Source organism: Acinetobacter shaoyimingii (assembly GCF_011578045.1).
In the GTDB taxonomy this organism is placed as follows: Bacteria; Pseudomonadota; Gammaproteobacteria; order Pseudomonadales; family Moraxellaceae; genus Acinetobacter; species Acinetobacter shaoyimingii.
In genome coordinates this window covers 2,804,291-2,828,791 of record NZ_CP049801.1, presented here as the reverse complement: position 1 = coordinate 2,828,791, position 24,501 = coordinate 2,804,291, and the positions used below count along the sequence as shown (strand labels likewise).

Sequence of the window (24,501 nt, the reverse complement as noted above, 5' to 3'; positions counted from 1 at the left end):
TGTATCTTAATCTTTGACAGAGTACTTATGAATTTGTAGAATTGCCGCCTTAATTATGTCAGCAAATACCTTTCCGGCACAGATTGAGCCGTTTAAATGGGCTGAACAAGGCTTTTCATGGTCAGGTACCCTGCCATTGAGTCGCCTAGTTCGAATTTCCCGTGAAGCTGTTGGGTCAATTGATAATCAATTGATCAATATAGACTGTAAGCTATCAATGGATGCGTATCATCGCATTGTTTGGTTAGATGGCAGTGTTGAAGCGAAGGTTCCGATGGAATGCCAACGTTGTTTGGATACCGTGGAAATTCCTCTTGCTTTAGATTTTCATTTAGCCTTGATCGATGATGAGTCACTGATAGAGCGCTTGGATGAGGATGCTGATTTCATCGTTTTAGGTGAAAGCGAAGCAACGACCAAAGGTTCATATGATGCACCTGCAACCGCTGATTTGCTCGCACTGATAGAAGATGAATTGTTATTGTTGATGCCATTGTCACCTAAGCATGAGTCTTGTGTGCATAAGCATCAACCTACCGAAGAAGAGATAGTCGAAGAAAAACGAGATAATCCGTTTGATGTTTTGGCTGCTTTGAAGGGTAAACTTAACTAATTTTTGTGTTATACTCTCGCGTATAAGACAATCGAATTTGTTCTGATCCATTTTTTCGATCTTTGTAAGGAGCCATCATGGCCGTTCAGCAAAACCGTAAAAGTCGCTCTCGCCGTGACATGCGCCGTTCACATGACGCTTTAACCGAGAATGCATTAACTGTAGACCAAACTACAGGTGAAACTCATCGTCGTCACCACGTGACTAAAGATGGTGTTTACCGTGGTCGTCAATTATTCGCTAAAGCATCTGCTGAATAATATACGGTGTATTAAGCGTCAAGCTTAGTAGAAAAAATGGGAGCTTTGCTCCCTTTTTTTTATTTTAAATAAATGGATTAGATTGATAATTGATCATAAAAGTATAATGAATGAGATTCATCGTTAATTGATCAAGATTGGAAATATTTAAAAGAAGAGATTTCGTATCGAAAAATTCAAATAAGCGAAAACTTTAAGGTTCGATATTCGTTTTTAAAAATTGATATAAAGGTTTTAATGGTTTAGTCATATAAACAAGATGATTGAATTCATGCTTATTTTTATACAGGTTTTCATATAGGCGTAATGATTTTCTTGGCTTGTATGAAGTGTTGATAAAGATTTATGTTATTGATTGATAGAGACTTCAAATATATTTTCAATTTTAAGCATAGAATTGGTGACTATATTTACAATTAACGAAAAACGGTATTTTTTGCGATAGCGAGAGCTAACTAAGCTTGTTAAGCTATGCCTCAATTCACTTTAGACAAACAAGATGGAAAACTGATGTCCATTGTAGAAAGTTCAAATTTAGTAGCAGCAACAAAGACTGCTTTTGTATTTCCCGGTCAAGGCTCACAAAAAGTAGGCATGTTGGCTGATTTGGCGGAACAATTTAGCAGCGTTGAAGCCACTTTTGCTGAAGCTTCTGAAGCAGTAGGTTTTGATCTTTGGCAGATCGCTCAAAGCGGTGAAGGCCTGAACCAAACAGAATTTACTCAGCCTGTATTGCTGACTGCAAGTATCGCTTTATGGCGCGTGTGGTTGGAATTGGGTGGAGTAACGCCAAAATTTTTAGCAGGTCACTCACTGGGTGAATACAGTGCATTGGTAGCTGCTGGTGCGTTGAGCTTGGGTGATGCGGTAAAACTGGTTAACTTACGTGGTAAGTTGATGCAAAATGCTGTTCCTCAAGGTCAGGGTGCAATGGCAGCAATCTTAGGTTTGGACGACGCGAAAGTGGTTGAGCTTTGTCAGGCTGCAAGTGCAACTGGCGAAGGTTCTGTAGAAGCAGCAAACTACAATGCGCAAGGTCAAGTGGTTGTTGCAGGTGCGGCGTCTAAAGTTGAAGCAGTGATGGCGGCAGCCAAAGAAGCAGGAGGTAAAGCAATTGCATTGCCTGTTTCTGTTCCTTCACATTGTTCACTCATGAAGCCAGCGGCAGAACAGTTCGCTGAAGCTTTGGCACAAACTGCCATTGAGCTACCAAGTATTCCTGTACTACAAAATGTCAGTGCTGAAATTGCGACAGATGTACAACAACTTCGTCAAGCTTTGACTGAGCAATTGTATGAGTCAGTGCAATGGACCAAGACCATGCAATATTTGCAAGATCAAGGCATTCAATACATTGTTGAATGTGGCCCAGGAAATGTACTGACCAATCTGGCTAAACGTTTACCGAATATCGAAAAAGCATTTCCATTAGACACCAAAAGTCGTTTGGAAGATGCGCTCAATGCCATTTTAGTGGCTGAAGGAAAAATTGCATGACTCAGGAACGTAAAGTTGCACTGGTAACAGGTGCAAGTCGAGGGATTGGTGCAGCTATTGCTCAGCAATTGATTCAAGATGGATTCTTTGTGGTGGGTACAGCCACATCTGAAGCTGGTGCTGAAAAGTTAACAGCTCAATTTGCTGACAATGGCGCAGGTGCTGTACTGGATGTCCGTGATGCAGGTGCGATTGATGCATTGGTGACTGACATTGAACAAAAATATGGTTCAGTATTGATCCTTGTGAATAATGCAGGTATCACCAAAGATAATCTATTGCTTCGTATGTCTGAAGATGATTTTGATGATATTTTAAATATTCATTTAAAAGCCGTTTTCCGTTTATCGAAACGTGTACTCAAAGGCATGACCAAAGCACGTTTCGGTCGTATTATTAATATTAGTTCTGTGGTTGCACATTTTGCTAACCCAGGGCAAGCCAATTATTCTGCCGCAAAAGCTGGTATTGAAGCCTTTAGCCGTAGTCTTGCGAAAGAAATGGGCAGTCGCCAAATTACGGTCAATAGTATTGCACCGGGCTTTATTGCAACAGAAATGACTGAGCAATTAGGCGAAGATATTCGCAAAAAAATGAGTGACCAAGTGGCTTTAAATCGCTTCGGTCAACCTGAAGACATTGCCAATGCTGTAAGTTTCCTTGCTTCTGACAAAGCTAGTTACATTACAGGTACGGTTTTACATGTGAATGGTGGTTTATACATGGCGTAATGCGATGTATAAACTTTTAAATATTTCAAGATTCAATTAAACTATAGGCATTAAAAAGCCGCCACAAGCAATGAGGAGAATTCCTGTGAGCGATATCGAACAGCGTATCAAACAAGCAGTAGCTGAACAACTTGGTCTTAAAGCTGAAGAAATCAAAAACGAAGCATCTTTCATGGATGACTTAGGGGCTGATTCTTTAGACTTAGTTGAGCTTGTAATGTCTTTCGAAAACGATTTCGATATTACAATCCCAGACGAAGATTCAAATGAAATCACAACTGTTCAATCAGCAATTGACTATGTTTCTAAGAAACTTGGTTAATCTGTAAGATTTCAGTTAGTCTGAGATTTGAAGCCATCTAATTATAGATGGCTTTTTTATTTGAATTAAAGAAATGCTTATCGAAAAATAGCATTGTTAAATTACATATAGTTACGTTTGATTTAACAAAGATTACGCTTATTCGTTTAAATTTTAGGTATAAAAATTACAAGCTAATTTTTTAGAACAATATTTTTTTTATATAAAATGGAGAATTACAAATGGGTCTTTTTGATTTTGTGAAAGGCATTGGTAAAAAGAATACTGCACCCGCTGAACAGCAAGCGCCTGCAACTCCAGCAGAACCTTCTGCTCAGGAAATCGCAAATAAATTATTAGGTCATATCAAAGCATTAGGTTTGCCTGTGACGGGTTTATCTGTGTCTTATAATGGTACGACTGATTTGGCGACAGTAAAAGGGCAGGTTCAAACTCAAGCAGACCGCGAAAAAATTGTTCTTGCTGTGGGGAATATTGACCACGTTGCACAAGTTGATGATCAATTGACTGTCGCTACACCAGAGCCAGAAAGTAAGTTTTATACGGTTAAATCGGGGGATAATTTATCTAAAATTTCAAAAGAATTTTATGGGGATGCAAATAAGTACAACAAGATATTTGAAGCAAACCGTCCATTGTTAAAAAATGCTGATGACATTTTTCCAGGTCAGGTACTTCGTATTCCTCAATAAGCTCTATGAGGGAAAAGGCGCTAAAGGCGCCTTTTTTATGCTTAATAAAAAATGAATAATAAAAAGTCTAAGTAATTTTTATTTGAAAACTATCTAATTAATTCAATACATTATAGAATTTATAGGCAATATTAAAAACATATAAAAGGTATAAAATGAAGGGACAAATACTCGATTATTCAGTACAAACAAATTCTGGGGTGATTAGTGGGGATGACCAAAATCGTTATCACTTTTCTGGCTCACAGTGGAGAAGTCAAGGGGCTCCTATTCGAGGTCAAAAAGTTGATTTTGATATAGATGGTACAGGACAGGCATCAGAGATTTATGGCGTAGCAGGCGCTGCTCCTTTCCCAGGTCAAGTCGGTGAGAAAAATCGTATTGTTGCAGCTATTTTGGCATTCTTCTTAGGTGGTTTTGGTGTTCATAAATTCTATTTAGGTCGTATTGGTTGGGGCGTACTGTATCTTGTATTCTTTTGGACTTTTATTCCGTCAATTGTTGCTTTCGTTGAATTTATTATTTATCTGTGTACATCAGATGAAGACTTTGCACGTAAATATGGTTAATTTTTCAAAGTAAAAAAGGGCGAATTCGCCCTTTTTTATTTCATGCTATTTTAAACAGCACTGTTGATAACACGATTTTATATTTAGGTTGATCGATTATTTTGCTGGATTTCCCCATTGATTAGATTCAGGGATAGTTTCGGTCACTAAAAAAATCAACAGAATTATTGGGCCGACAAGGGGGATCATTTGAATAAGGTAGAACCACCCTGATCGGTTTGTGTCATGTAAACGACGTACTGCGACAGATAAGGAAGGAACAATTAACCCAAGAATCCAAACTGCGGCGAAGAGGGCATAAGTACCAAGGATAGCATCAATGATGATGGTAATAATCAACCCAATTACATATACCAAGGTAAAAAACCAGTATTCTTTACGACGTGCACGGCCTGTAAAGTTTGCATAGTTCTTTAAACATTTCACGAACCAATCAATCATATTGTATTGCTCTTCAGATTGATTTTGATTCGAGATTTTGTCTAATTGCTCATTGAGCATTTGTACAGGGTTTGCTTGCTGACCTTGAGTCAAGTAGATTTGAGTTGCGAGTCCTTCGCTATCGATATCAAAATCAACACGATCCCCACGGCTAGGAGAGCGTTGTTCACGCCATTCTGCACCTACAAAGTTATAGCGTTTTTCATCGTCCCCACTGATGATGCCAGTATTTGTTTGAATAGAAAAATCCAGTATTGATCCTTTCATAAAATTCTCTTTTGTTTGTTTGAAGTTATTACTATTAAAAAATCATCATTGATTTAATTTTGTGGTTATCATAGCAAATGAATTAAAAATAAACGATAGAAAAACAATAAGATAAATGGTTAATTGCAGAAATTAATTTGATGCATGTTTATGAGTATTTTTATGCCAATGTATTGGAAAATATCAAATGGCATATCATGTATGATCCTCTTGAGATTAACTGCAGTAGTCCTCTTTGACTGATATTGGCGAGTACGCCCTATACTCAAAGTTAATAATGAGGCACAAGGAGATAAAGAGATATTCAAATAAATATCGTGCATTGAGTTGAAATTAGTCTTTAAAAGTTGAAAATCAAGCGTTCGAATGCGATGGATGAGTTCGTTGATGTTTATTTTTATTTATATATAAAATCATTGGTTTAATATCAGTATCTGATTTAATTTTTAGATCTTATCCGTACTACTTTAAGAGTATTAATGTATATGAGATAACGAGGTTGAATTGTTACTCATGAAAAGAAAGCTTGGGGACTCTAACCATTTATTTGTGGTCATCATCATCGAATTTTAAACATTGTTTTGAAGGCAATATATAATAACTATCTGATTTAAATGATTGTTTTAAAAATAAAATCTACAATTTAACTTTTACGGTAGTGGCTAATTGATTTGAATTGAACATGCTTTATGTGGAGGAGATAATTGAACTGAAATGTCCTGCATTCGAAGCCGAAGCGTTTACTGAATTGAATTTTGCTTTAATATCATTGAATGCATAAATGGATTGTTTATTTAATATTCAATTTATTTTAAGTCAATATTTTTAAATTGTGACCAGTTTGGTGATCTGATAATATTATTGGTAATCATAATAAGGTCATAATAAAAATGCTTAATAATATATATGGTGTTTTAGAAAAATTGGGTTTTGGAGGTCATAACCGTGTAATTCATATTCAGTTTTCAAATGAAGACCTTAATAAGCAAGTTTTTTTACAATATATCAATGGTTCTCATAAGATCAATGAAGGTTTGTCTGTAGATCTGATTTGTTTGTCCACCAATTCTTATATTTCACTTAAGGAATTTATTGGTTGCCAAGTTGCAGTTGATCAAGTTACTGATACTGGAAAAATATTTAGAACAACGGGAATTGTGACAGGAGCCAGTCAAGGACAAAGTGATGGTGCATTGTCGCTGTATCGCCTAACTTTACAAGATGCGACAAGCCTGTGGCATAAACGACGTAATAGTCGTGTCTTTATGAATAAAACCGCTGTTGAAATTATTGAGACGATATTTCAAGAATGGCAAAGTAAAAGCCCATTATTTGCTGCCAGTTTAAAATTGGATACTGATGGTTTAACGCAGCATTATGATGTGCGTCCATTTTCAATGCAGTCCAATGAAAGTGACTATGTATATTTGACTCGATTAATGCGTGAAGAAGGGATCAATTGGCTAATTGATGAGTCAGATTATCTTGTCGATCATTTTCAAGAAAATATTGCACAGCAACAATTACGCTTGATTGATGATAATCATCAATTTGAAACTCTGCAAAGACGTGTGATTCGTTACCATCGTAGCCATGCGACCGAAAAATATGACAGTATTACCAGTTTAATTGCACAGCGACAGTTGCAGCCAACTTCAATATATGTGCAACGTTGGCAAGCCGATGTTTTAAATCAAGAGGATGCAAGTGGAGCTGTATTAAGCTCGCATCAACATAGTCAACAACGCGATAATGAAAGTCTAGGTTTAGAGCAAGCGTGGAATGTCTCTCCTGCGTGGATTCGTGATTTAAATGGCGAAGATCAATCAACAGCTTCATCTAATCATCAACTTGAAAAGTTGAATCATCAACTTAATGCTTATCAGGCCTTACAAGCAAAATATTTTAAGGTGATGAGTAGCGTTCGCGATGTGCAAGTCGGCTATTGGTTTCAATTAATCGATCATCCTGAACTAGATCAAAACCATCAGGGTACAGATAAAGAGTTCTTAATTTTAAGTAAACAATTTTACAATCAAAATAACCTACCGAAAGATATTCAAGATCAGCTTGAAAAGTTGTTGGATATGAGTCAATGGCATCTGCCAAAACTCAAAAGTGATGAACGTCAAGCCAATGAATTGATCGTCATTCGTCGTGAAATTGCCGTTGTTCCCGAATATGATCCATTGATCCATCGTGCGGTTGCACATGTACAACGTGCAAAAGTGGTGGGTGGGGAAACTGAAGAAATTCATGTAGATGAGTGGGGGCGAATAAAAGTTCGTTTCTTATTCACTCGAGCTGACGACCATGTTCATGATGGTGGTGCAGGTTCTAATGACAATGATACTGATTCTGCTTGGGTTGATGTTCTAACACCATGGGCTGGTGAAGGTTATGGCGCACGATTCTTACCACGTGTAGGTGAGATCGTGGTGATTGATTTCTTTGATGGCAATATTGATCGACCATTTGTGACAGGTCGTATTCATGAAGCTCAGCGTTCACCAACCAAGTTTGATATTAAAGGTCGGTTGCCAGATACCAAAAAGCTCAGTGGTATTCGATCTAAAGAGGTTGCAGGCGAAGGATTTAACCAATTACGTTTTGACGATACAACAGGCCAAATCAGTACACAATTGCAAAGTAGTCATGCTTCTACTCAGTTAAATTTGGGGAATTTAAGTCATCCAAAAGAACTCGCAGAAAGTGAGGCTCGTGGTCAGGGATTTGAGTTGCGTACCGATCAATCTGGTGCCATTCGAAGTCAAAATTTATATCTCACAACATTTGTTCAGGACAAAGCAGCAAGTACTCAGCTTGAAGCAAAAGAGGCGACGGGCAATTTTGCAGAAGGTTTGCAAAATATGAAAGCACTGTCGGAATATGCAACCAAACAACAAGCTGAAGCTGCAGATATGCTCAATAACATTGCGGATTATATTCAAAAAGTTGAATCGCAATGGTCAGATTTGCAAGCCACTAAAGATGCTTTAATGCTTTTAGCATCACCAGACAGTATTGGTTTAACTGCAGCTAAAGACATTCATGTCAATGCATTGAATAGTTTGACTTTGGGTTCTGGAAACTCAACGAATTTGAGTACGGATGAACATTTCATAGTCAATGCAAAGAAAAAAATGAGTCTCTTTGCAGGAGAAGAAGATTTTAAACTCTATGCTGCAAAGGGCAAGTTAGATGTTCAAGCACAGGACAATGAGTTGAATTTATCAGCCAGAACAGAAGTCAAAATTTCTTCATCAGATGGCAAAGTTGAAATCAATAGTCCAACTGAAATTGTATTAAAAGCCAAAAACAGTGCCATTCGTATAGATGGTAACGGGGTAACGGTGATTACACCGAATCAATTTACTGCAAAAGCGGCACAGCATATTTTTACGTCTGGGGCATCTGAAACGCCGATATTACCTTTATTTCCAAATAATATTTGTTGGGAATGTTTGGCACGACGTGCTGCACAACGTGGTGCTTTTGTGAATAAAGGCGGTGCATTTTAATGAGTCAAAGCAATAAATTGCAGGTTTTATATCGAACATTCCAGAAATATCCTTTAGAAGAAATTGGTTTAAATGCTTATGCTCTGGCTGATGCAGCGCAAGATAAACGATTTTTAAAAGCGCTTAAAAATGCGCGAAAAAAATGTCTATTGAAAGAAGCCAGTGGGGAAAAGGCTAAGGAGATTTCCCCTCACTTGATTCAACTTCCGCATGAATTTGATTCACGTGATTGGGCTTGGATTGAGAAAAATATTGCAGGTGGCTCTGCAATGACCATCATCATTACGCCATTAAATTTTGAATTTCTATATGCGCATTTGCGCCATTTTATAGAGGTTGAATTTGACGGTGGCTTAGAGATGATTTTGGCATTTTGGGATCCTTTGGTTTTGGCAACCTTATTGGGCAATCCAAAAGATGAGACGCTCTATGTACAAGGTCCTGTATGTAATCAAGCTCAATTTGAACGTTTAATGAGTCCAATACAAAGTTGGTGGTATTGGGATCGTTTGGGCAATATACAAGCCATTTTTGGATTGAATGAACGGGTAGATGCGTTACCGCAAATTGAAAGCCCATTGCATTTTGATGTCGAGCAAGAAGAGATGATGGTTGAGGCGACCTTTCCTGATCATTTGATTTATTATCTAAAATTGAACAATGGTTTTTTGGTCGATCATATTGACGATTACACCTTGTACCAATTTGTGGTTGAAAGCATTCCAGAAGCACGGGCTTATTTGCTTTCAGGGACACGAGATATACTTAACTTCATCTGCTTAAAGCTGATTTATAAAGAGAACTTTGCAATAGATACAAAATTACAAGCTGTGCTTGAAAAGGTTAAAAATAAAGATATGACGATGGATCAGGCAATGAGTCAATTGGTGAGTAAGGCAGGTTGAATCACTGATTGATTTGTATAGATCAAGATCAAGTCTCACATGTATCTAAGACAAGGTTTTTTTAATGAACAAGATCCAAGTTGTATTTTTCATGATGTTTGTTTTAAGTGGATTGAATGCATGTACAAGTACGGGGCTGCATTCAACTTATTATTTGGGAACGACTTCATTTCACTATGACCATTCATATAATGCATATTCAGTTAAGTTAAATGGCCAAGAAATCGGTGGTGGCTTTGGTGGTGGGATGAATACTTCATTGGTTAAATTGGGCGCACAACAAGTAACTTGGGGTGAATCAAATAGCAAAAAAATACATGTATCAAAAAATACAATTTATTTAAATAGGCAAGATTTGAAAGGAAAAAAATATTTAGCAGTTCATATATACCCAGATGATTCTGTTGAAATCACGACTTCGATTCATTGGCCATTAGCAGACCCTAGAGGAATGGAGTCTTTAAAGAAGACTTCACTTGATTTGAAATAAGCTATTTCAAGTATGAGAATTGATAATGAAAATACATCATAAAAATTTAGTTTTTGCTTTTGTGTTAGGTTTGGTTGGTTGTCAAAATTTTAATGTGAATTCCACTTATTATTTGGGGACGACATCAGTCAATTATAATCCTTCATATAACACTTACGATGTGAAATTGAATAACCGCTTAATTGGTGGAGCGCTAGGTTCAATGAATACCTCAGCTGTTACGACGGGTTTGCAGAACGTAACTTGGAAGGATGCGAAAACAGGAGAATCGCACGCTGCTAAAAATCAGGTCTTTTTAAATAAGAAAGATATAGTAGGACAAAAATATCTTGTTGTTCATTTATACCCAGATGATACGATTGAAATTGTCACCTCACTGAATTGGCCTATTCCAACACAAAAAGGTCTGAAATGGCGTAGTGAATTATATGAACAGCAGAAATTATTGAAAAAATAACCAGATTGATGTTGGAATTCATAACATCACGAGTAAAGCTATATTGAAAAGATATTTTTAAATATAAGGAAAACATATGAATATAAGGAAAGTATTGTTTTTACCCCTAGGTTTCATGTTGAGTGCTGTTGGTTGTGCAGGGATTGGTCCTAATGCGACATACTATATGGGAACGACTTCATTTCATTACGATCCAACATATAGTCCTTATATGGTCAAATTGAGTGGAAGTGAAATTGGTGGCGGTGGCGGTGGTATGAATACGTCTCCAGTAAAAGTAGGGCCACAAGTCATTACATGGGGAGAATCAAATAGTAAACGAACACATCAAGCGAAGAACCAAGTGATTCTAACAAAAGAACAGCTCAGAGGAATGAAGTACTTGGCGTTACATTTATATCCAGATGATACGGTTGAGGTGACTACATCTAACAGTTGGCCAAACCCCACAGCAAAAGGTTTAAAATGGCGAGAAAAAATAAGAAATAGCGGAAGAAAATGATGATATCAGATATTCTTTAAATCAATTGAAGAAAGCAAAAGCGATGTTGAAAATAGCCTTAAATAGAATTGTAATGATTTAGTTTATATCTCGAACTTGTACAATGAAACAGGCAATAATGAAAAATTATTTAATCTATAGTAATTAAAATGGTTGTTATAGCTTAGATAATTAAGCAAAACGATAAGGATAAAATGATGAGTATAAAAAGATTATTATTGTTACCTGTGACAGCAGTGCTAAGTATGGCAGGTTGTGCAGGGATTGGACCTAATGCGACATACTATATGGGAACGACTTCATTCCACTATGATCCTTCATATAATGCTTATAATGTTCAAATAAATGGTCAAGAAATTGGTGGTGGATTTGGTGGGGGGATGAATACTTCACCAGTAAAAGTAGGGCCTCAAGAAATTAAATGGGGTGAGTCGAATAGTAAAAGAGAGCACGTCGCTAAAAACCAAGTGACATTAACTAAAGATCAGATTCAGGGTATGAAATATTTGGCTGTGCATTTATATCCGGATGATACTGTTGAAATTACAACATCAAACAGCTGGCCAACACCTAAAGAAAAAGGTTTGACGTGGTTGCAATCTTTAAAAAATAAAAAATGAGCATTTATGGAGTGAATGAAATGTCTATCGATGCAGTGCAAAGAACATTAGAAACCAATAGTGATGTTGAAAATGCGGAACCGTCGGTTAAACAAGATTGTACTGATGTGATTCACATTTCCATTTTTTTTGATGGAACTGGTAATAATAAAGACAAAGATGAAGAAAAAAAGAAATGGTCTAACCCAGCAAGGTTATGGACTAATGCCAATGAATATGCAATGACAGCAACAAAGTCCATGAAAATTTCAGGTATTTCTTCTAATTATGCAATTTATGTATCGGGTGTCGGTACAAAGTTTAATGGAGAGTTGGGTATATTTGAAAAAATTTATGCTTGGGCTCGGGATAACCCTATAACGGGAGGAGGACTCGGAACTGGTGGCGGTAGGCGTTTAGGCTATGGCGAAGAACAACTTAATGATGCTTTAAAGCAAGTTATGATTATGAATGCCAAAAAAGCAGAAATAGATACGGGAAAATATGCTAACGAAAAAAAAGTATATAGTTTTGCTGAAGTCGATAAAAGTTTAGCTCAACATCGTCTGATTAAGAAAATCAATATTTCTACTTTTGGATTTTCCCGTGGTGCTGCTCTAGCACGCGCATTTAACAATCAATTTATGTGGCAATGTGAGTCTAACTGTGATGGTTTGACTTATGGCAATGGGAAATATCCTATTGAATTTAAATTTATGGGCATATTTGATACGGTGGCTTCATTTGGACTTCCTGCGACTAATTTGAATAATAATCTAACTTTTGAAGGTCGGGATTTGGTGGTCGATGAACGTGTGAAAATGTGTGTGCATCACATTGCTGGAAACGAACTTCGTTTTGCTTTTCCAGTGGATCTTGTTCATAAGGAAAATGGTGAGATTGCCAATTCAAATTGGAAAGAATTTGTCTACCCAGGTATGCACTCAGATGTTGGTGGGGGATATACACCAGGAAGCCAAAATGTAAATGATAACTTTGCTCGTATCCCGCTTAAAGACATGCTGACGGAAGCAGTTAGCGCAGGTGTTAGAATGTATGATTATGATCAATTGAAAAATGATCATTCACAAATTTTTGAGCAACAATTTGAAATTCAAACTGAGACACAGCGTTTATATGATGCTGTAAAAACTCACATGCAGGCAACTGGGCAAATACAGGATCAAATTATTGCTTCAATGAAGGTTTATTATTCTGCCTATGCAACTTTGGCAAAAAATAATACGCCTTCAGTGAGTCAGCAGGCACGTAGTGGTTGGGGCAATAAAATTAAAGACACTTTGATGTTCTGGACGCCACGTGATATGACTACGGAAATGGAGCGTTTGCAAAGTTTAAGAAAAGGTCCTGGCACATATACCGTAACCTCTCCTGTATCTGATGGATACGAATATATGATTCGTATGGAGGATTGGATCTTAGATAGTTGGGAAGCTCCTGCAACTGAAGAGGTTGCCCAGTTTTATCTAAATTATGTACATGATTCCAAATATGGTTTCTTGTCCAATTCTGAACCTTTTAGTTATTTCCGACAACGGACGGTTTACGAGTCACGACGCAGTGGTAAAGGTAAAGAGATTGATGATCAGTTAAAAGCAGACAAAGAAATTTGTACGTATGCTAATCAAGATTTAAGTCAAAAAGAATTATTTGATGCTTTTGAGAATGCTAAATTTGAGGAACAAGTGTTGTCTGTTCCTTCTAGTGAAATGAGAATTTAGCCTTATATGGGACAAAAACCGCTTTTAGGGCGGTTTTTTATGCTATACAAAAAATTTAAACACTATAAAAACTATAAAAACAGTTATGATAATCCAGACAAGTTCTTGATGTGAGTTGCTTGTGGTCCTTTTTTTCTTTCTGAAAGATGTGGTGGTTGAGTATGAAAGACCTGTTTGGGGAATGCTGAAAGTTGTACGTGCGCCTTTCTTGCTAATATTCTGTGTAATTCCTTTACCTCCTAAAGAAATACTTTTTATTCCTTTATTGCTTATGTTTAAACGAACGCCAGGCGCAATTTTTACACTTTTTCTAAATTTAAACATATTTTCTTCAACCCAATTAATATTTTTTTCAAAAGCTTATACTTATATTTAATGAATATATCGTTTTGATAACTTTATTTCTAGTGGGGGTTAAATGATAAAAAAATTTCACAATAATGTGGGATTTTACCTTTTGTCTTTTGGTGGATATGGATCATTTCCATAGCTGTTACCTGCACGAATCTGACCATTTTTTCCATGAATTTTAGTATCAGATTGCTGATTTTTAGCAATATCTTGTGCGATCTGAATTGCTTCTGCTTGCGTAGAAACCACTCTTGTTGCCTTGTTATTTCCAGCACCTTTAACAGCCCAACCGTCTTGGCGAGGAACAACGTGTTGATTTTTTCCTTTAGCCATATTGTGTGCCTCTTATAACAGAAAAAGAGCGGAATCAAATGATTCCGCTCTTTAAAATTCTTACCAGCTTAACGCACCACCAGTTTGGTAATCCGTTACACGAGTCTCGAAGAAATTCTTCTCTTTACGTAAGTCCATCATCTCAGACATCCACTGGAATGGGTTTGTCACACCAGCAAACTGTTCAGGTAAGCCCAATTGAGCCAAACGACGGTTACAGATGAACTTCAAGTATTCTTCCATCATCGCTGCATTCATACCCAATACACCACGTGGCATCGTGTCACGCGCGTATTCGATTTCAAGCATCGTACCTTCAAGAATCATTTGAATAATTTCTTGTTGGAACTCAGCTGTCCATAGGTGAGGGTTCTCAATCTTGATTTGGTTAATCATGTCGATACCAAAGTTCAAGTGCATAGACTCATCACGTAAGATGTATTGGAATTGCTCAGCAACACCATTCATCTTGTTACGACGACCCATAGACAAGATTTGCGAGAAACCACAGTAGAAGAAGATACCTTCAAGAACACAGTAGAATGCGATCAAGTTGCGAAGCAAGATTTGATCGTTTTCAGGTGTACCTGTGTGGAAGTTCGGATCAGTCAAAGATTGCGTATACTTTAAGCCCCAAGCCGCTTTACGCGCCACTGATGGTACTTCACGGTACATGTTGAAGACTTCGCCTTCATCCATACCTAAAGATTCGATACAGTATTGGTAAGCATGCGTATGAATTGCTTCTTCGAATGCTTGACGCAAAATGTATTGACGACATTCAGGGTTGGTAATATGACGGTAAATCGCCAATACCAAGTTGTTTGCAACCAAAGAATCCGCTGTTGAGAAGAAACCAAGTGAACGCATCACAATGGTACGCTCATCTTCAGTTAAGCCATTTTCGGACTTCCAAAGCGCAATGTCATGGTTCATGTTGACTTCTTGAGGCATCCAGTGGTTTGCACAACCGTCTAGGTACTTCTGCCAAGCCCATTCATATTTGAACGGTACAAGTTGGTTCAAGTCAGCACGACAGTTAATCATCGCTTTGTCATCAACCTGTACACGTTGTGCACCCATTTCGAGTTCTTCTAAACCAGGTGCCACATCTAAATGTTCTAAGGCACTAGATGCTCGAGCCAACGGATCGGTTGGATCTGTTGATCGACTTGAATTGGTTCTAGCGGGTTGTGCAGTTGCCACATGCGACGATGTGTTGTGTGCATGAGATACCACCTGCGAATTAGTCGCTTTTTGCGGTTCGACGGTCGCAGGCTGCTGTGCTTGTGCAGCTTGTTTCGGTTCATCATCTTCGAAATCGTCCCAACTCAGGATAGACATATCAATTCTCTCTACGTTGCTTTATATCTTTTTTAAGACACCTCACATAGAGATGCCCATCATAACGCTCAATCTGTGTAAGCAAAATTAAGTTTTGCCGATAAAATCACCAACATTGTTCGGTAGAGTAGATACCCACACTACTTATTTTGCTTACGCTTTTGCTTGCGAATCGTAAACCACGCGTACGTGATTGGCAGATAGAAACACACAACAAATGAAACCACCAGGGCAATAAGTCCTAACATGTAGTTATGGGTCATATGTAGCATGGTGGTTTCCTTGAATTTAAGTTAAGAGGCTTTTCAGCCCCTTAAGTTTTACCACAAGCTTAATTGGGCTTGATTTGGATAGCTTCTGCAATGAGCTTGCACTTTTTCCCAACGATTAAATCGAAAGCGAACATAGTTACAAACACTAACAGGCTTATCCAATGAGCAACTTATTCTCATCAGCATTTCCTTTTTGTAAAAGATGCTTTCAGAGGAGTGACTCTAACCCTAAACTTTGTTAAAGTATTCTTTGTTAAGTCGTCGAAAAATTTAACATCGAATACTTTAGTCATTCAGGGAAGTATTTCCTCTGAAAGCTTGGGTTTTCAAACTAATGGTCTGTCACTTGTGATAGGCCATTTTTTATTGCTTAAACTTTATAAATCTTTACATCCGCACCTCCTATTTTATTTTATTCAGTTTGGAATCTCCCTAAATCCCTCTTTAACAAAGAGGGACTTTCTTTCTGCGATTTGCTTCGAGAAATCCCCCTCCTGTTAGGAGGGGTTAGGGGAGGTTTTGTCAGATTATTGACAAGCCTCACAATCAGGATTGTCAATTGAGCAAGCCATTGGCACTGGAGCTGCTTGACCGAAACCTTCTTCGTCAGCAACCACTTCAGCTTTTGGCTCTTCTTTCGCAATTGCAGCGACAGGAGCAGCAACAGTTGCTTTAACAGCATTCAATGCACCAGTGTTAATAGTTGATTTCTCAGCAGAAGTCGCACCCAATGCACGTAGGTAATAAGTTGTTTTCAGACCACGTAACCACGCCATTTTGTATGTCATATCCAATTTCTTACCATTTGCACCAGAGATGTAAAGGTTAAGAGACTGAGCTTGATCGATCCATTTTTGACGACGAGATGCAGCATCAACGATCCAACGTGGTTCAACTTCGAACGCAGTTGCAAAGATTGCTTTTAACTCTTCTGGAATACGCGCGATTTTTTGAACAGAACCTTCGAAATGTTTCAGATCGTTCACCATTACTGAATCCCAAAGACCGCGGTCTTTCAACGCACGTACTAAGTACGGGTTGATCACAGTGAATTCACCAGAAAGGTTGGATTTCACATATAAGTTTTGGAAAGTCGGTTCGATAGACTGAGAAACACCACAGATGTTCGAAATGGTTGCCGTTGGTGCAATCGCCATCACGTTTGAGTTACGCATACCGTCTTTTTGAACTTTGGCACGTAAAGTGTCCCAATCTAAACGAGTGGTACGATCAACTTCAAACATACGGTCTGGACGTGATTTTGCAACAATGTCTAATGAGTCAATTGGAAGGATACCTTGATCCCACAATGAACCTTTAAACGTTTCGTAAGTACCACGTTCAACAGCCAAATCACTTGATGTTGAAATTGCGTAGTAAGAAATCACTTCCATTGATTCATCAGCAAAATCAACAGCAGCATCTGAACCATAAGCAAGTTTCATTTCGTATAAAGCATCTTGGAAGCCCATGATACCCATACCGACTGGACGATGTTTTAAGTTCGAGTTGCGTGCTTGTTCAACTGCGTAGTAGTTGATGTCAATTACATTATCGAGCATACGAACCGCAGTTTTTACTGTGCGAGCAAGTTTTTCACGATCGAGCTTGCCACCTTGAACGTGTTGTACAAGGTTGATTGAACCTAAGTTACATACCGCGATTTCGTCTTGGTTTGTATTTAAGGTAATTTCAGTACATAAGTTCGAAGAGTGAACAACGCCTACGTGTTGTTGTGGTGAACGTAAGTTACATACGTCTTTGAATGTGATCCACGGGTGACCTGTTTCAAACAACATCGACAACATTTTGCGCCACAAATCTTTTGCACGGATTTTCTTGTGCAACATATTTGTTTCTTTCGCAATACCTTCGTAGTAAGCATAACGTTCAGCAAACTCAAGACCTGTTAAGTCGTGAAGATCAGGTGTTTCAGATGGCGTGAACAATGTCCATTCAGCATCTTCAAATACACGTTGCATGAACAAATCTGGAACCCAGTTTGCAGTGTTCATGTCATGCGTACGACGACGGTCATCACCTGTGTTCTTACGAAGCTCTAAGAATTCTTCAATGTCTAAGTGCCAAGTTTCAAGGTATGCACATACTGCACCTTTACGCTTACCACCTTGGTTAACCGCAACTGCAGTATCGTTTGCCACTTTAAGGAATGGAACAACACCTTGCGACTTACCGTTTGTGCCTTTGATATAAGAGTTCAATGCCCGAACTGGTGTCCAGTCGTTACCTAAACCGCCTGCCCACTTAGAAAGCAGGGCATTGTCACGCATAGAACCATAAATGTTATAGAGGTCATCTGCGATGGTGGTTAAGTAGCAACTTGATAACTGTGGACGTAAAGTACCAGAGTTAAACAATGTCGGCGTAGACGCCATGTAGTCGAAGCTAGACAATAAGTCATAGAATTCAATTGCACGATCTTCACGGTTGTCTTCATTTAACGCCAAGCCCATAGACACGCGCATGAAGAACAATTGTGGCAATTCGAAACGTACGCCATCTGAATGGATGAAGTAACGGTCAAATAATGTTTGAAGACCTAAGTAAGTAAATTGGTTAGAGCGTTCAGGTTTGATCGCAGCAGCCAATTTCACTAAATCAAAGTCAAGTAAGTCTTTAGAAAGAAGCTCAAGCTCAACACCTTTATTCAAGAATGTTTCTAAAGCATCGCCTTCGTTGGTATCTGTAGAAAGACCTAGGAACTCTAAACCTGTAGCAACCAAGTTGTCACGAAGTAAACGTGCAGTCACATACGTATAATTAGGCTCTTGTTCAATACGGGTACGCGTTGCCATCATCATAGTTGTTGAGATGTCAGTCGCTTTTACGCCGTTGTACAAGTTTTTTACAGTTTCATCGACAATCGCTTGAACGTCGATACCTTCTAAACCTTCGCTCGCTTTTGCAATTGTTGCTTGTAGACGAGTTAAGTCAAGCGGCTCAAGTTGACCATTTGCACCGGTAATTTGCAACGTAGGGTGATGGTGTGCACCTGTCTGTTTACGTGCAGAAGAACGCTGCTCACGATAAATCACGTAAGCACGTGCCACTTTTTGTTCGCCTGTACGCATTAACGCTAATTCAACTTGATCTTGAATTTCTTCAATGTGAATTGTGCCGCCAGAAGGCAAACGACGGTTAAACGTGTTCATGACCATCTCAGTTAACTGAGTAATACGATCATGGATGCGGCTAGAATCTGCACTTGGTTGTCCTTCAACAGCCAAGAAAGCTTTACCAATTGCTACAGAGATTTTATCTGCATCAAAAGGGGCAACATCACCAGTGCGTTTAATCACTTGAAGTTGACCAGGGGTTGTATTAGCGCTCATTTTCAGCGTAGCTCCATTGTCATCATTATTATGTTTATAGACCATTTGAATCGGACAAAACCAAAAATGAGTTGTCACGACATTTGAGGGATAAACACAAGACTTAGTGGTTTAATTTCATTTAAGACACAAGATACGGGAATTTTTCATGTAGATCAATATTGACATTTTGATAATTTTTTCCCAAAAAAAATTGGCTTTCCCCGTGCAAAAAAATTGCGATAAAAAGAAAAATTGTTATATGTCTTATTCCACAAGGCGATAGCATAACAGAGAGTTTTTAGAGTGCTTATAGATAACTTTGTGGATAAGTGAGAAAGTGTGAAACGGATCAAGTTGTTAAATTGCGACGAAACATTTTGTATAATTTTTATTCAAAATATTTTTGCTTGATTATTTTGCATGTCCTTAATTTACAGTGATGTCATTAAAAGTTTTTATAATTCAACGCTTAATAAAAAATTACAAATTGCAACTATCGTGTATCAGTTTGGTGAATGGAATCTTGTTTACAATGTAAACGTGTGTATATTGCAATATAAGTGCGTTGAATGTGAATTATTTGCAGGCAATGCAGAACTAAATATAGGGGCAGTATATGAGCCAAGAAGAAAAGTTACCAAAAATTTTAATTGTGGAAGATGATGAGCGTCTTGCTCGTTTGACCCAAGAATATTTGATTCGAAATGGATTGGAAGTTGGTGTAGAACCTGATGGTAATCGTGCGATCCGTCGCATTATTGCTGAACAACCTGACATGGTTGTGCTGGATGTAATGTTACCAGGTGCAGATGGTTTAACCGTTTGTCGTGAAGTTCGTCCACATTATCACCAACCGATTTTGATGTTGACTGCACGTACTGAAGATATGGACCAAGTTTTAGGTCTAGAAATGGGTGCGGACGACTATGTGGCAAAACCTGTACAACCACGTGTTTTACTGGCTCGTATTCGTGCATTATTACGCCGTACAGACAAAACCACTGAAGATGAAGTGGCGCAACGTATCGAATTTGATGACCTAGTCATTGATAATGGTGGGCGCTCAGTGACGCTGAATGGCGAATTGGTCGATTTCACCAGTGCTGAATATGACTTATTGTGGTTATTGGCATCCAATGCTGGTCGTATTCTGTCACGCGAAGATATTTTTGAGCGCTTACGTGGGATTGAATACGATGGTCAAGATCGTTCGATCGATGTACGTATTTCACGTATTCGTCCAAAAATTGGTGATGATCCTGAGAACCCGAAACGAATTAAAACAGTTCGTAGTAAAGGTTATTTATTCGTTAAAGAAACCAATGGAATGTAAGTATTCTGTTGGTTATTTCTTGATTTGATTAGGTATTCATAATACGTGTCTAAACACAGTATATTTTTGCGCATCTATGCAGGATTGGTCATTACGGTCGTTCTTGTGGCAATATTTGGCTATTTATTGGTTCAAATTATTAACTATCAGCGTGCGCAAAAGTATCGTGAGTCTTTGACTGATGGCATAGCCTATGTAGTCAGTGAAAGTATCGCACGTCAGCCAACCCCGCAACAAAAGCAAGATTGGATCTCAGATGCATCAGATTTATTGGGTATTAAAATCTATACCATTGATGCAAACAAAGTTGATTTTTCACACAGTGAAAGAAAGCGCTTAAATAATCGTCAGGCTGTCGTCCGATATGACGCTGAAAAGGGCGTTAATTATTTTCTTATTGGGTTAAAGGATGATCCCAAGCATCTGCTTTACTTATATTTGAAGAAAGAAGATTCGGTCGAGAGACCAATGAAAGTCTTGCCGATCTTTATTTGGGATTACTTAAATTATTATCCTGGGCAAGAGCGTGAATACCTCGCCAAGATTAAGCAATATTTCTCCTATGATTTAGAAATTAAAAGAATTACTGAACTCAATCTAGACCCTGAGCAAATTGGGCGTCTAAGACTCAATCAAAGTGTGATTTTAATTGCAGACAGTGCCACGGGCAGTGGTGCGAGCATTTCGATTTTAAATCCAATGCCAAACTCACCGGGTGATGTTTTGGTCATGGGTCCAATCAAGATGTTCAATTGGATTCCTTTTCAATTGGCTGCAGGAATTACGCTACTGAGTATGTTTATCCTTTGTTTAGGGGTATAGGGTTTGATTGTGCCAATGCAAAGGAAACTACGTCAGGTTAATGATGCCTTAGATGTGATGCAAAAAGGGGAGATGTCCGTTCGTGTACCTGTGGAAGGGTATGACGAAATGGCCAACTTAGCCTCCAGTTATAACAACATGTCTGATCATATTCAGCGACTTATTGAAGCGCAGCGAGAGTTGATGCGTGCTGTATCGCATGAACTCAGAACGCCTGTGGCGCGGATTCGTTTTGGACTGGAAATGTTGGCGGACGAACAAGAATATGAATATCGATTACAGCAAGTGGAAATGATCGATAAAGATATTGAGGCGTTAAACACCTTGATTGATGAGATCATGACCTATGCAAAATTAGAGCAGGGCATGCCTTCGCTTAATTTTGAAAAAGTCATTTTAAATGATGTGCTGAGTCAAGTTGCAGTTGAAACGGAAGCTTTAAAAACCAATAAAAATATTGATTTACAGACATTGTCTGATTCAGTTGTGGTCGATGCTGAGTACCGTTATTTACATCGTGTAGTGCAGAACTTGGTCGGAAATGCGATCCGTTATTGTGATGATACCGTACGTATTAGTGGAGGGATTGATTCGAATTACATGGCTTATGTCTGTGTAGAAGATGATGGCCCTGGGATTCCCGAAGAAGATCGTCAGCGTGTATTTGAAGCCTTTGCTCGACTCGATGATAGTCGTACACGTGCTTCAGGTGGTTATGGTTTAGGTCTTTCCATTGTAAGTCGTATTGCTTATTGGTTTGGAGGAACGATTCATGTGGATCGAAGCCCAAATTTGGGTGGGGCGCGATTTATGATGTCATGGCCAGCTAGACGATTCAAAAAGTAACCATATAATCCAAAAAAAAGCACCTGATATCAGGTGCTTTTTAGTGTGATGATCAGGATTTGAATTTATTGATAATTGTTGGCATTCGGCTCAATAATTTTTTTGCCAGATTTAAGCGCATCCAAAGCTTCAGCATTAAAATCAATGAGCAGTCTATTGTTTGCAGCATCAATATTATATTGACTAATAATCTTTTGATCCCCTGAAATGGTGTCAACCGTATATTCATCTGCAATATTTAAAATCCCATCTAAATTTGTCGTGGTTGAAGCAAAGTCTTCTTGAAATAGATGGTAGATGTCTCTGAGATCGAAAATGGCATTTTGCGCATCTGGATGCATTTTAATATAGCTTTCTATGTGACGAATGATGAGTTGAGCGTACATGAAATAATTAGGCTTATGACTAAATTCTAATGTCATTATTGTTTCTCCAGGATGTTTAATTTTTGAGTTTTCAATATAAATAACATACTCCAGTCAAATTGCGGATCAAGAGTTGCAAAAATGACACAAGAAGAGAGAAAAATGTTTAATTAATGTTCTTTGATTTTTGTGTGAAAATACTTCAACTGTATAAAAAATATCAAGCTGGTGTATATTTATTAGACATTAGGTCTTGAGGGTGGTATTTATTTTGGAAATAGTGAAAATAAAGTGGATTTGTTAAAAAATGGAGAAATTCTATGGATATTAGACTTTAGGCTAATATTGCAGGCTTTATAAGATTTCCTTACGAAATCTTCTCTAAAGAAAAAATGATAAAAAAAGTTGTTTCAATTTGATAAAACGATTAAGCCGTGGACTGTAGTAATAAAAACAAATTAATTATTACATTGATTAAAAATTCATCCAAAAGACGGCGTCTTATAAGCTAGCAACAACCCTCTGCAATCAGGTACAATTGCGAGGATTAATTTTGTGTTTGGTGTATTCAAAGGCCAATACATACATTCTTTGTTAATAAGTCGGCCTGCCAGGAGTTATCCCCGCATGAGTGCCATTACTCCATACGATTGGGCAGTTATTGCCTTCGTGATCGGCGTTACATTTTTATGCGTCTTTATGCTTACAGTTCCTTTACTCCTTGGGGGTAAATCATGGGGGCGTGCGAAGCAAGAGCAGTTTGAGTCAGGTGTTGTAGGTGCTGGTGGAGCACGTATTCGCTTGTCTGCGAAGTTCTATCTCGTTGCAATTTTCTTCGTTGTTTTTGACTTGGAAGCACTTTACTTATATGCATGGTCAACTTCTGTGCGTGAAGTAGGTTGGTTCGGTTTTACAACGGTTGTGGTTTTTGTTGTCGATTTATTAATTGCTTTGGTTTATGCAATTGCGGTAGGTGCATTAAATTGGTCACCTGTAGATCGTCGTAAAGCTGCTGGTAAACCACTGAAAATTGGTTCACCAAATATGGATATTGCAGAAATTACTCGCTTCAATTCAATTGAAGAATTGGTGACTGATCCTACTGGTCAGATTCCAGCTCAATCCTCTGGTCGTGTGAAACAATCACTGACTACATCATCTGATAAGGAGTAACCCGGGAATGAAATATACATTAACCCGTGCGAATCCGGATGCTGATCAATATCCACTTCAAGAGCGTCAAATCGTTACCGATCCGCTTGAAGAAGAAGTGAATAAAAATGTGTTCATGACTCGTTTAGAGGACGTGGTACACACAGCAGTAAACTGGGGTCGTAAGAACTCAGTTTGGCCGTTTAACTTTGGTACATCATGCTGTTACGTAGAATATGCAACCACATTAACAGGTGTGCATGACTTGTCACGTTTCGGTGCAGAGGTTATTCGTGCTTCGCCTCGTCAGGCTGACTTAATGATCGTTGCGGGTACATGCTTCATGAAAATGGCGCCTGTAATTCAACGTTTATATGAGCAAATGCTTGAGCCGAAGTGGGTGATTTCCATGGGTGCTTGTGCCAACTCAGGCGGTATGTACGACATTTATTCAGTGGTACAAGGTGTAGATAAAATCATTCCTGTGGATGTTTATGTTCCAGGTTGCCCACCGCGTCCTGAAGCACTGATTCAAGCATTGATGTTATTGCAAGACCAAATTCAGTTAGAGCGCCGACCACTTTCTGCGGTTATCGGGGATGATCTTAAGCCAGTTTATAAGCCAAAGATGCAGCCTGAACGTGATCGTAAAAATGCAGAGCGTATTGCTGTGAAAAACTTGCGCTCAATGGATGAAATTAAATAATTCGAACGGCAAATGTTGATGCACCCTGAGTGGG

24 protein-coding genes and 1 pseudogene are annotated in these 24,501 nt (G+C 38.3%); 18 read left to right on the top strand and 7 right to left on the bottom strand.

The annotated features are described in order from the left end of the window. The first annotated feature begins 55 nt into the window (after positions 1 to 55). The 7 genes from G8E00_RS12745 to G8E00_RS12715 all read left to right on the top strand — a co-directional run bounded on the left by G8E00_RS12745 (position 56) and on the right by G8E00_RS12715 (position 4,684). A complete protein-coding gene (locus tag G8E00_RS12745; RefSeq protein ID WP_166010136.1) occupies positions 56 to 613 on the top strand; it encodes a YceD family protein in 558 nt (185 codons plus the stop codon). Positions 614 to 690: 77 nt separating this feature from the next. After that, entirely contained in the window at positions 691 to 873 is a 183-nt protein-coding gene (gene rpmF, locus G8E00_RS12740; RefSeq protein ID WP_005011848.1) for a 50S ribosomal protein L32, read from the top strand. A gap of 510 nt (positions 874 to 1,383) precedes the next feature. Further along, positions 1,384 to 2,370 (top strand): ACP S-malonyltransferase, encoded by a 987-nt coding sequence (gene fabD / locus G8E00_RS12735; RefSeq protein WP_166225116.1) that lies wholly within the window; start codon positions 1,384 to 1,386, stop codon positions 2,368 to 2,370. Then, positions 2,367 to 3,101: a 3-oxoacyl-ACP reductase FabG gene (fabG, locus tag G8E00_RS12730; RefSeq protein WP_166010140.1), complete on the top strand. Its 735-nt coding sequence runs from the start codon at positions 2,367 to 2,369 to the stop codon at positions 3,099 to 3,101. The genes fabD and fabG overlap by 4 nt, the downstream gene beginning before the upstream one ends. An 85-nt stretch (positions 3,102 to 3,186) precedes the next feature. Next, the gene (acpP, locus tag G8E00_RS12725; protein ID WP_004695351.1) at positions 3,187 to 3,423 is read left to right on the top strand and encodes an acyl carrier protein; all 237 of its coding nucleotides are present in this window, start codon (positions 3,187 to 3,189) and stop codon (positions 3,421 to 3,423) included. Positions 3,424 to 3,644: 221 nt separating this feature from the next. Continuing rightward, positions 3,645 to 4,115, top strand: coding sequence for a peptidoglycan-binding protein LysM (gene lysM, locus G8E00_RS12720; RefSeq protein ID WP_166010142.1), 471 nt, complete (start codon positions 3,645 to 3,647; stop codon positions 4,113 to 4,115). Between the two features lie 155 nt (positions 4,116 to 4,270). Beyond that, positions 4,271 to 4,684, top strand: a complete 414-nt coding sequence (locus G8E00_RS12715; protein WP_196781989.1) for a TM2 domain-containing protein — start codon at positions 4,271 to 4,273, stop codon at positions 4,682 to 4,684. 96 nt (positions 4,685 to 4,780) lie between these two features. On the opposite strand, the gene G8E00_RS12710 is transcribed toward G8E00_RS12715, so the two are convergent. After that, the gene (locus tag G8E00_RS12710) at positions 4,781 to 5,392 is read right to left on the bottom strand and encodes a DUF805 domain-containing protein (protein ID WP_166225113.1); all 612 of its coding nucleotides are present in this window, start codon (positions 5,390 to 5,392) and stop codon (positions 4,781 to 4,783) included. A gap of 890 nt (positions 5,393 to 6,282) precedes the next feature. Here G8E00_RS12710 and G8E00_RS12705 point away from each other — a divergent pair. The 7 genes from G8E00_RS12705 (at position 6,283) to G8E00_RS12675 (ending at position 13,608) form a co-directional block, all read left to right on the top strand. Beyond that, positions 6,283 to 8,913 (top strand): type VI secretion system Vgr family protein, encoded by a 2,631-nt coding sequence (locus G8E00_RS12705; protein ID WP_166225109.1) that lies wholly within the window; start codon positions 6,283 to 6,285, stop codon positions 8,911 to 8,913. Beyond that, the gene (locus G8E00_RS12700) at positions 8,913 to 9,818 is read left to right on the top strand and encodes a DUF4123 domain-containing protein (protein ID WP_166010148.1); all 906 of its coding nucleotides are present in this window, start codon (positions 8,913 to 8,915) and stop codon (positions 9,816 to 9,818) included. The genes G8E00_RS12705 and G8E00_RS12700 overlap by 1 nt, the downstream gene beginning before the upstream one ends. A 64-nt stretch (positions 9,819 to 9,882) precedes the next feature. Continuing rightward, a complete protein-coding gene (locus tag G8E00_RS12695) occupies positions 9,883 to 10,308 on the top strand; it encodes a hypothetical protein (RefSeq protein WP_406741387.1) in 426 nt (141 codons plus the stop codon). A 25-nt stretch (positions 10,309 to 10,333) separates the two neighbouring features. Then, complete coding sequence (locus G8E00_RS12690) at positions 10,334 to 10,765, top strand: hypothetical protein (RefSeq protein WP_166010150.1); 432 nt, start codon at positions 10,334 to 10,336, stop codon at positions 10,763 to 10,765. Positions 10,766 to 10,841: 76 nt separating this feature from the next. Continuing rightward, complete coding sequence (locus G8E00_RS12685) at positions 10,842 to 11,267, top strand: hypothetical protein (RefSeq protein ID WP_166010152.1); 426 nt, start codon at positions 10,842 to 10,844, stop codon at positions 11,265 to 11,267. 197 nt (positions 11,268 to 11,464) lie between these two features. After that, complete coding sequence (locus G8E00_RS12680; RefSeq protein ID WP_166010154.1) at positions 11,465 to 11,887, top strand: hypothetical protein; 423 nt, start codon at positions 11,465 to 11,467, stop codon at positions 11,885 to 11,887. A gap of 20 nt (positions 11,888 to 11,907) precedes the next feature. After that, positions 11,908 to 13,608 (top strand): T6SS phospholipase effector Tle1-like catalytic domain-containing protein, encoded by a 1,701-nt coding sequence (locus G8E00_RS12675; RefSeq protein ID WP_166010156.1) that lies wholly within the window; start codon positions 11,908 to 11,910, stop codon positions 13,606 to 13,608. Between the two features lie 42 nt (positions 13,609 to 13,650). Here G8E00_RS12675 and G8E00_RS12670 read toward each other — a convergent pair whose 3' ends face one another. The 5 genes from G8E00_RS12670 to G8E00_RS12655 form a co-directional block, all read right to left on the bottom strand. Continuing rightward, entirely contained in the window at positions 13,651 to 13,932 is a 282-nt protein-coding gene (locus tag G8E00_RS12670) for a DUF4236 domain-containing protein (protein WP_166010158.1), read from the bottom strand. A gap of 126 nt (positions 13,933 to 14,058) precedes the next feature. Next, positions 14,059 to 14,292: a DUF2188 domain-containing protein gene (locus tag G8E00_RS12665; RefSeq protein ID WP_166010160.1), complete on the bottom strand. Its 234-nt coding sequence runs from the start codon at positions 14,290 to 14,292 to the stop codon at positions 14,059 to 14,061. A gap of 60 nt (positions 14,293 to 14,352) precedes the next feature. After that, the gene (locus G8E00_RS12660) at positions 14,353 to 15,636 is read right to left on the bottom strand and encodes a ribonucleotide-diphosphate reductase subunit beta (protein WP_166225106.1); all 1,284 of its coding nucleotides are present in this window, start codon (positions 15,634 to 15,636) and stop codon (positions 14,353 to 14,355) included. 140 nt (positions 15,637 to 15,776) lie between these two features. Beyond that, complete coding sequence (locus G8E00_RS16545; protein WP_406741388.1) at positions 15,777 to 15,908, bottom strand: hypothetical protein; 132 nt, start codon at positions 15,906 to 15,908, stop codon at positions 15,777 to 15,779. A gap of 527 nt (positions 15,909 to 16,435) precedes the next feature. Further along, positions 16,436 to 19,306 carry a ribonucleoside-diphosphate reductase subunit alpha gene (locus tag G8E00_RS12655; RefSeq protein ID WP_166010164.1) on the bottom strand — a complete coding sequence of 957 codons (2,871 nt, stop codon included), beginning with the start codon at positions 19,304 to 19,306 and terminating at the stop codon, positions 16,436 to 16,438. Positions 19,307 to 19,859: 553 nt separating this feature from the next. Here G8E00_RS12655 and bfmR point away from each other — a divergent pair. Then, positions 19,860 to 20,576 (top strand): response regulator transcription factor BfmR, encoded by a 717-nt coding sequence (bfmR, locus tag G8E00_RS12650; RefSeq protein ID WP_166010166.1) that lies wholly within the window; start codon positions 19,860 to 19,862, stop codon positions 20,574 to 20,576. Between the two features lie 45 nt (positions 20,577 to 20,621). Then, positions 20,622 to 22,244 (top strand): annotated as a pseudogene (locus G8E00_RS12645) (ATP-binding protein). 65 nt (positions 22,245 to 22,309) lie between these two features. On the opposite strand, the gene G8E00_RS12640 reads toward G8E00_RS12645, so the two are convergent. After that, entirely contained in the window at positions 22,310 to 22,666 is a 357-nt protein-coding gene (locus G8E00_RS12640; protein WP_166225103.1) for a hypothetical protein, read from the bottom strand. A gap of 570 nt (positions 22,667 to 23,236) precedes the next feature. Here G8E00_RS12640 and ndhC point away from each other — a divergent pair. Both ndhC and G8E00_RS12630 read left to right on the top strand, forming a co-directional pair. Then, complete coding sequence (gene ndhC, locus G8E00_RS12635) at positions 23,237 to 23,782, top strand: NADH-quinone oxidoreductase subunit A (RefSeq protein ID WP_166010172.1); 546 nt, start codon at positions 23,237 to 23,239, stop codon at positions 23,780 to 23,782. Between the two features lie 7 nt (positions 23,783 to 23,789). Further along, a complete protein-coding gene (locus tag G8E00_RS12630) occupies positions 23,790 to 24,467 on the top strand; it encodes a NuoB/complex I 20 kDa subunit family protein (protein ID WP_166010174.1) in 678 nt (225 codons plus the stop codon). Positions 24,468 to 24,501: the final 34 nt, after the last annotated feature.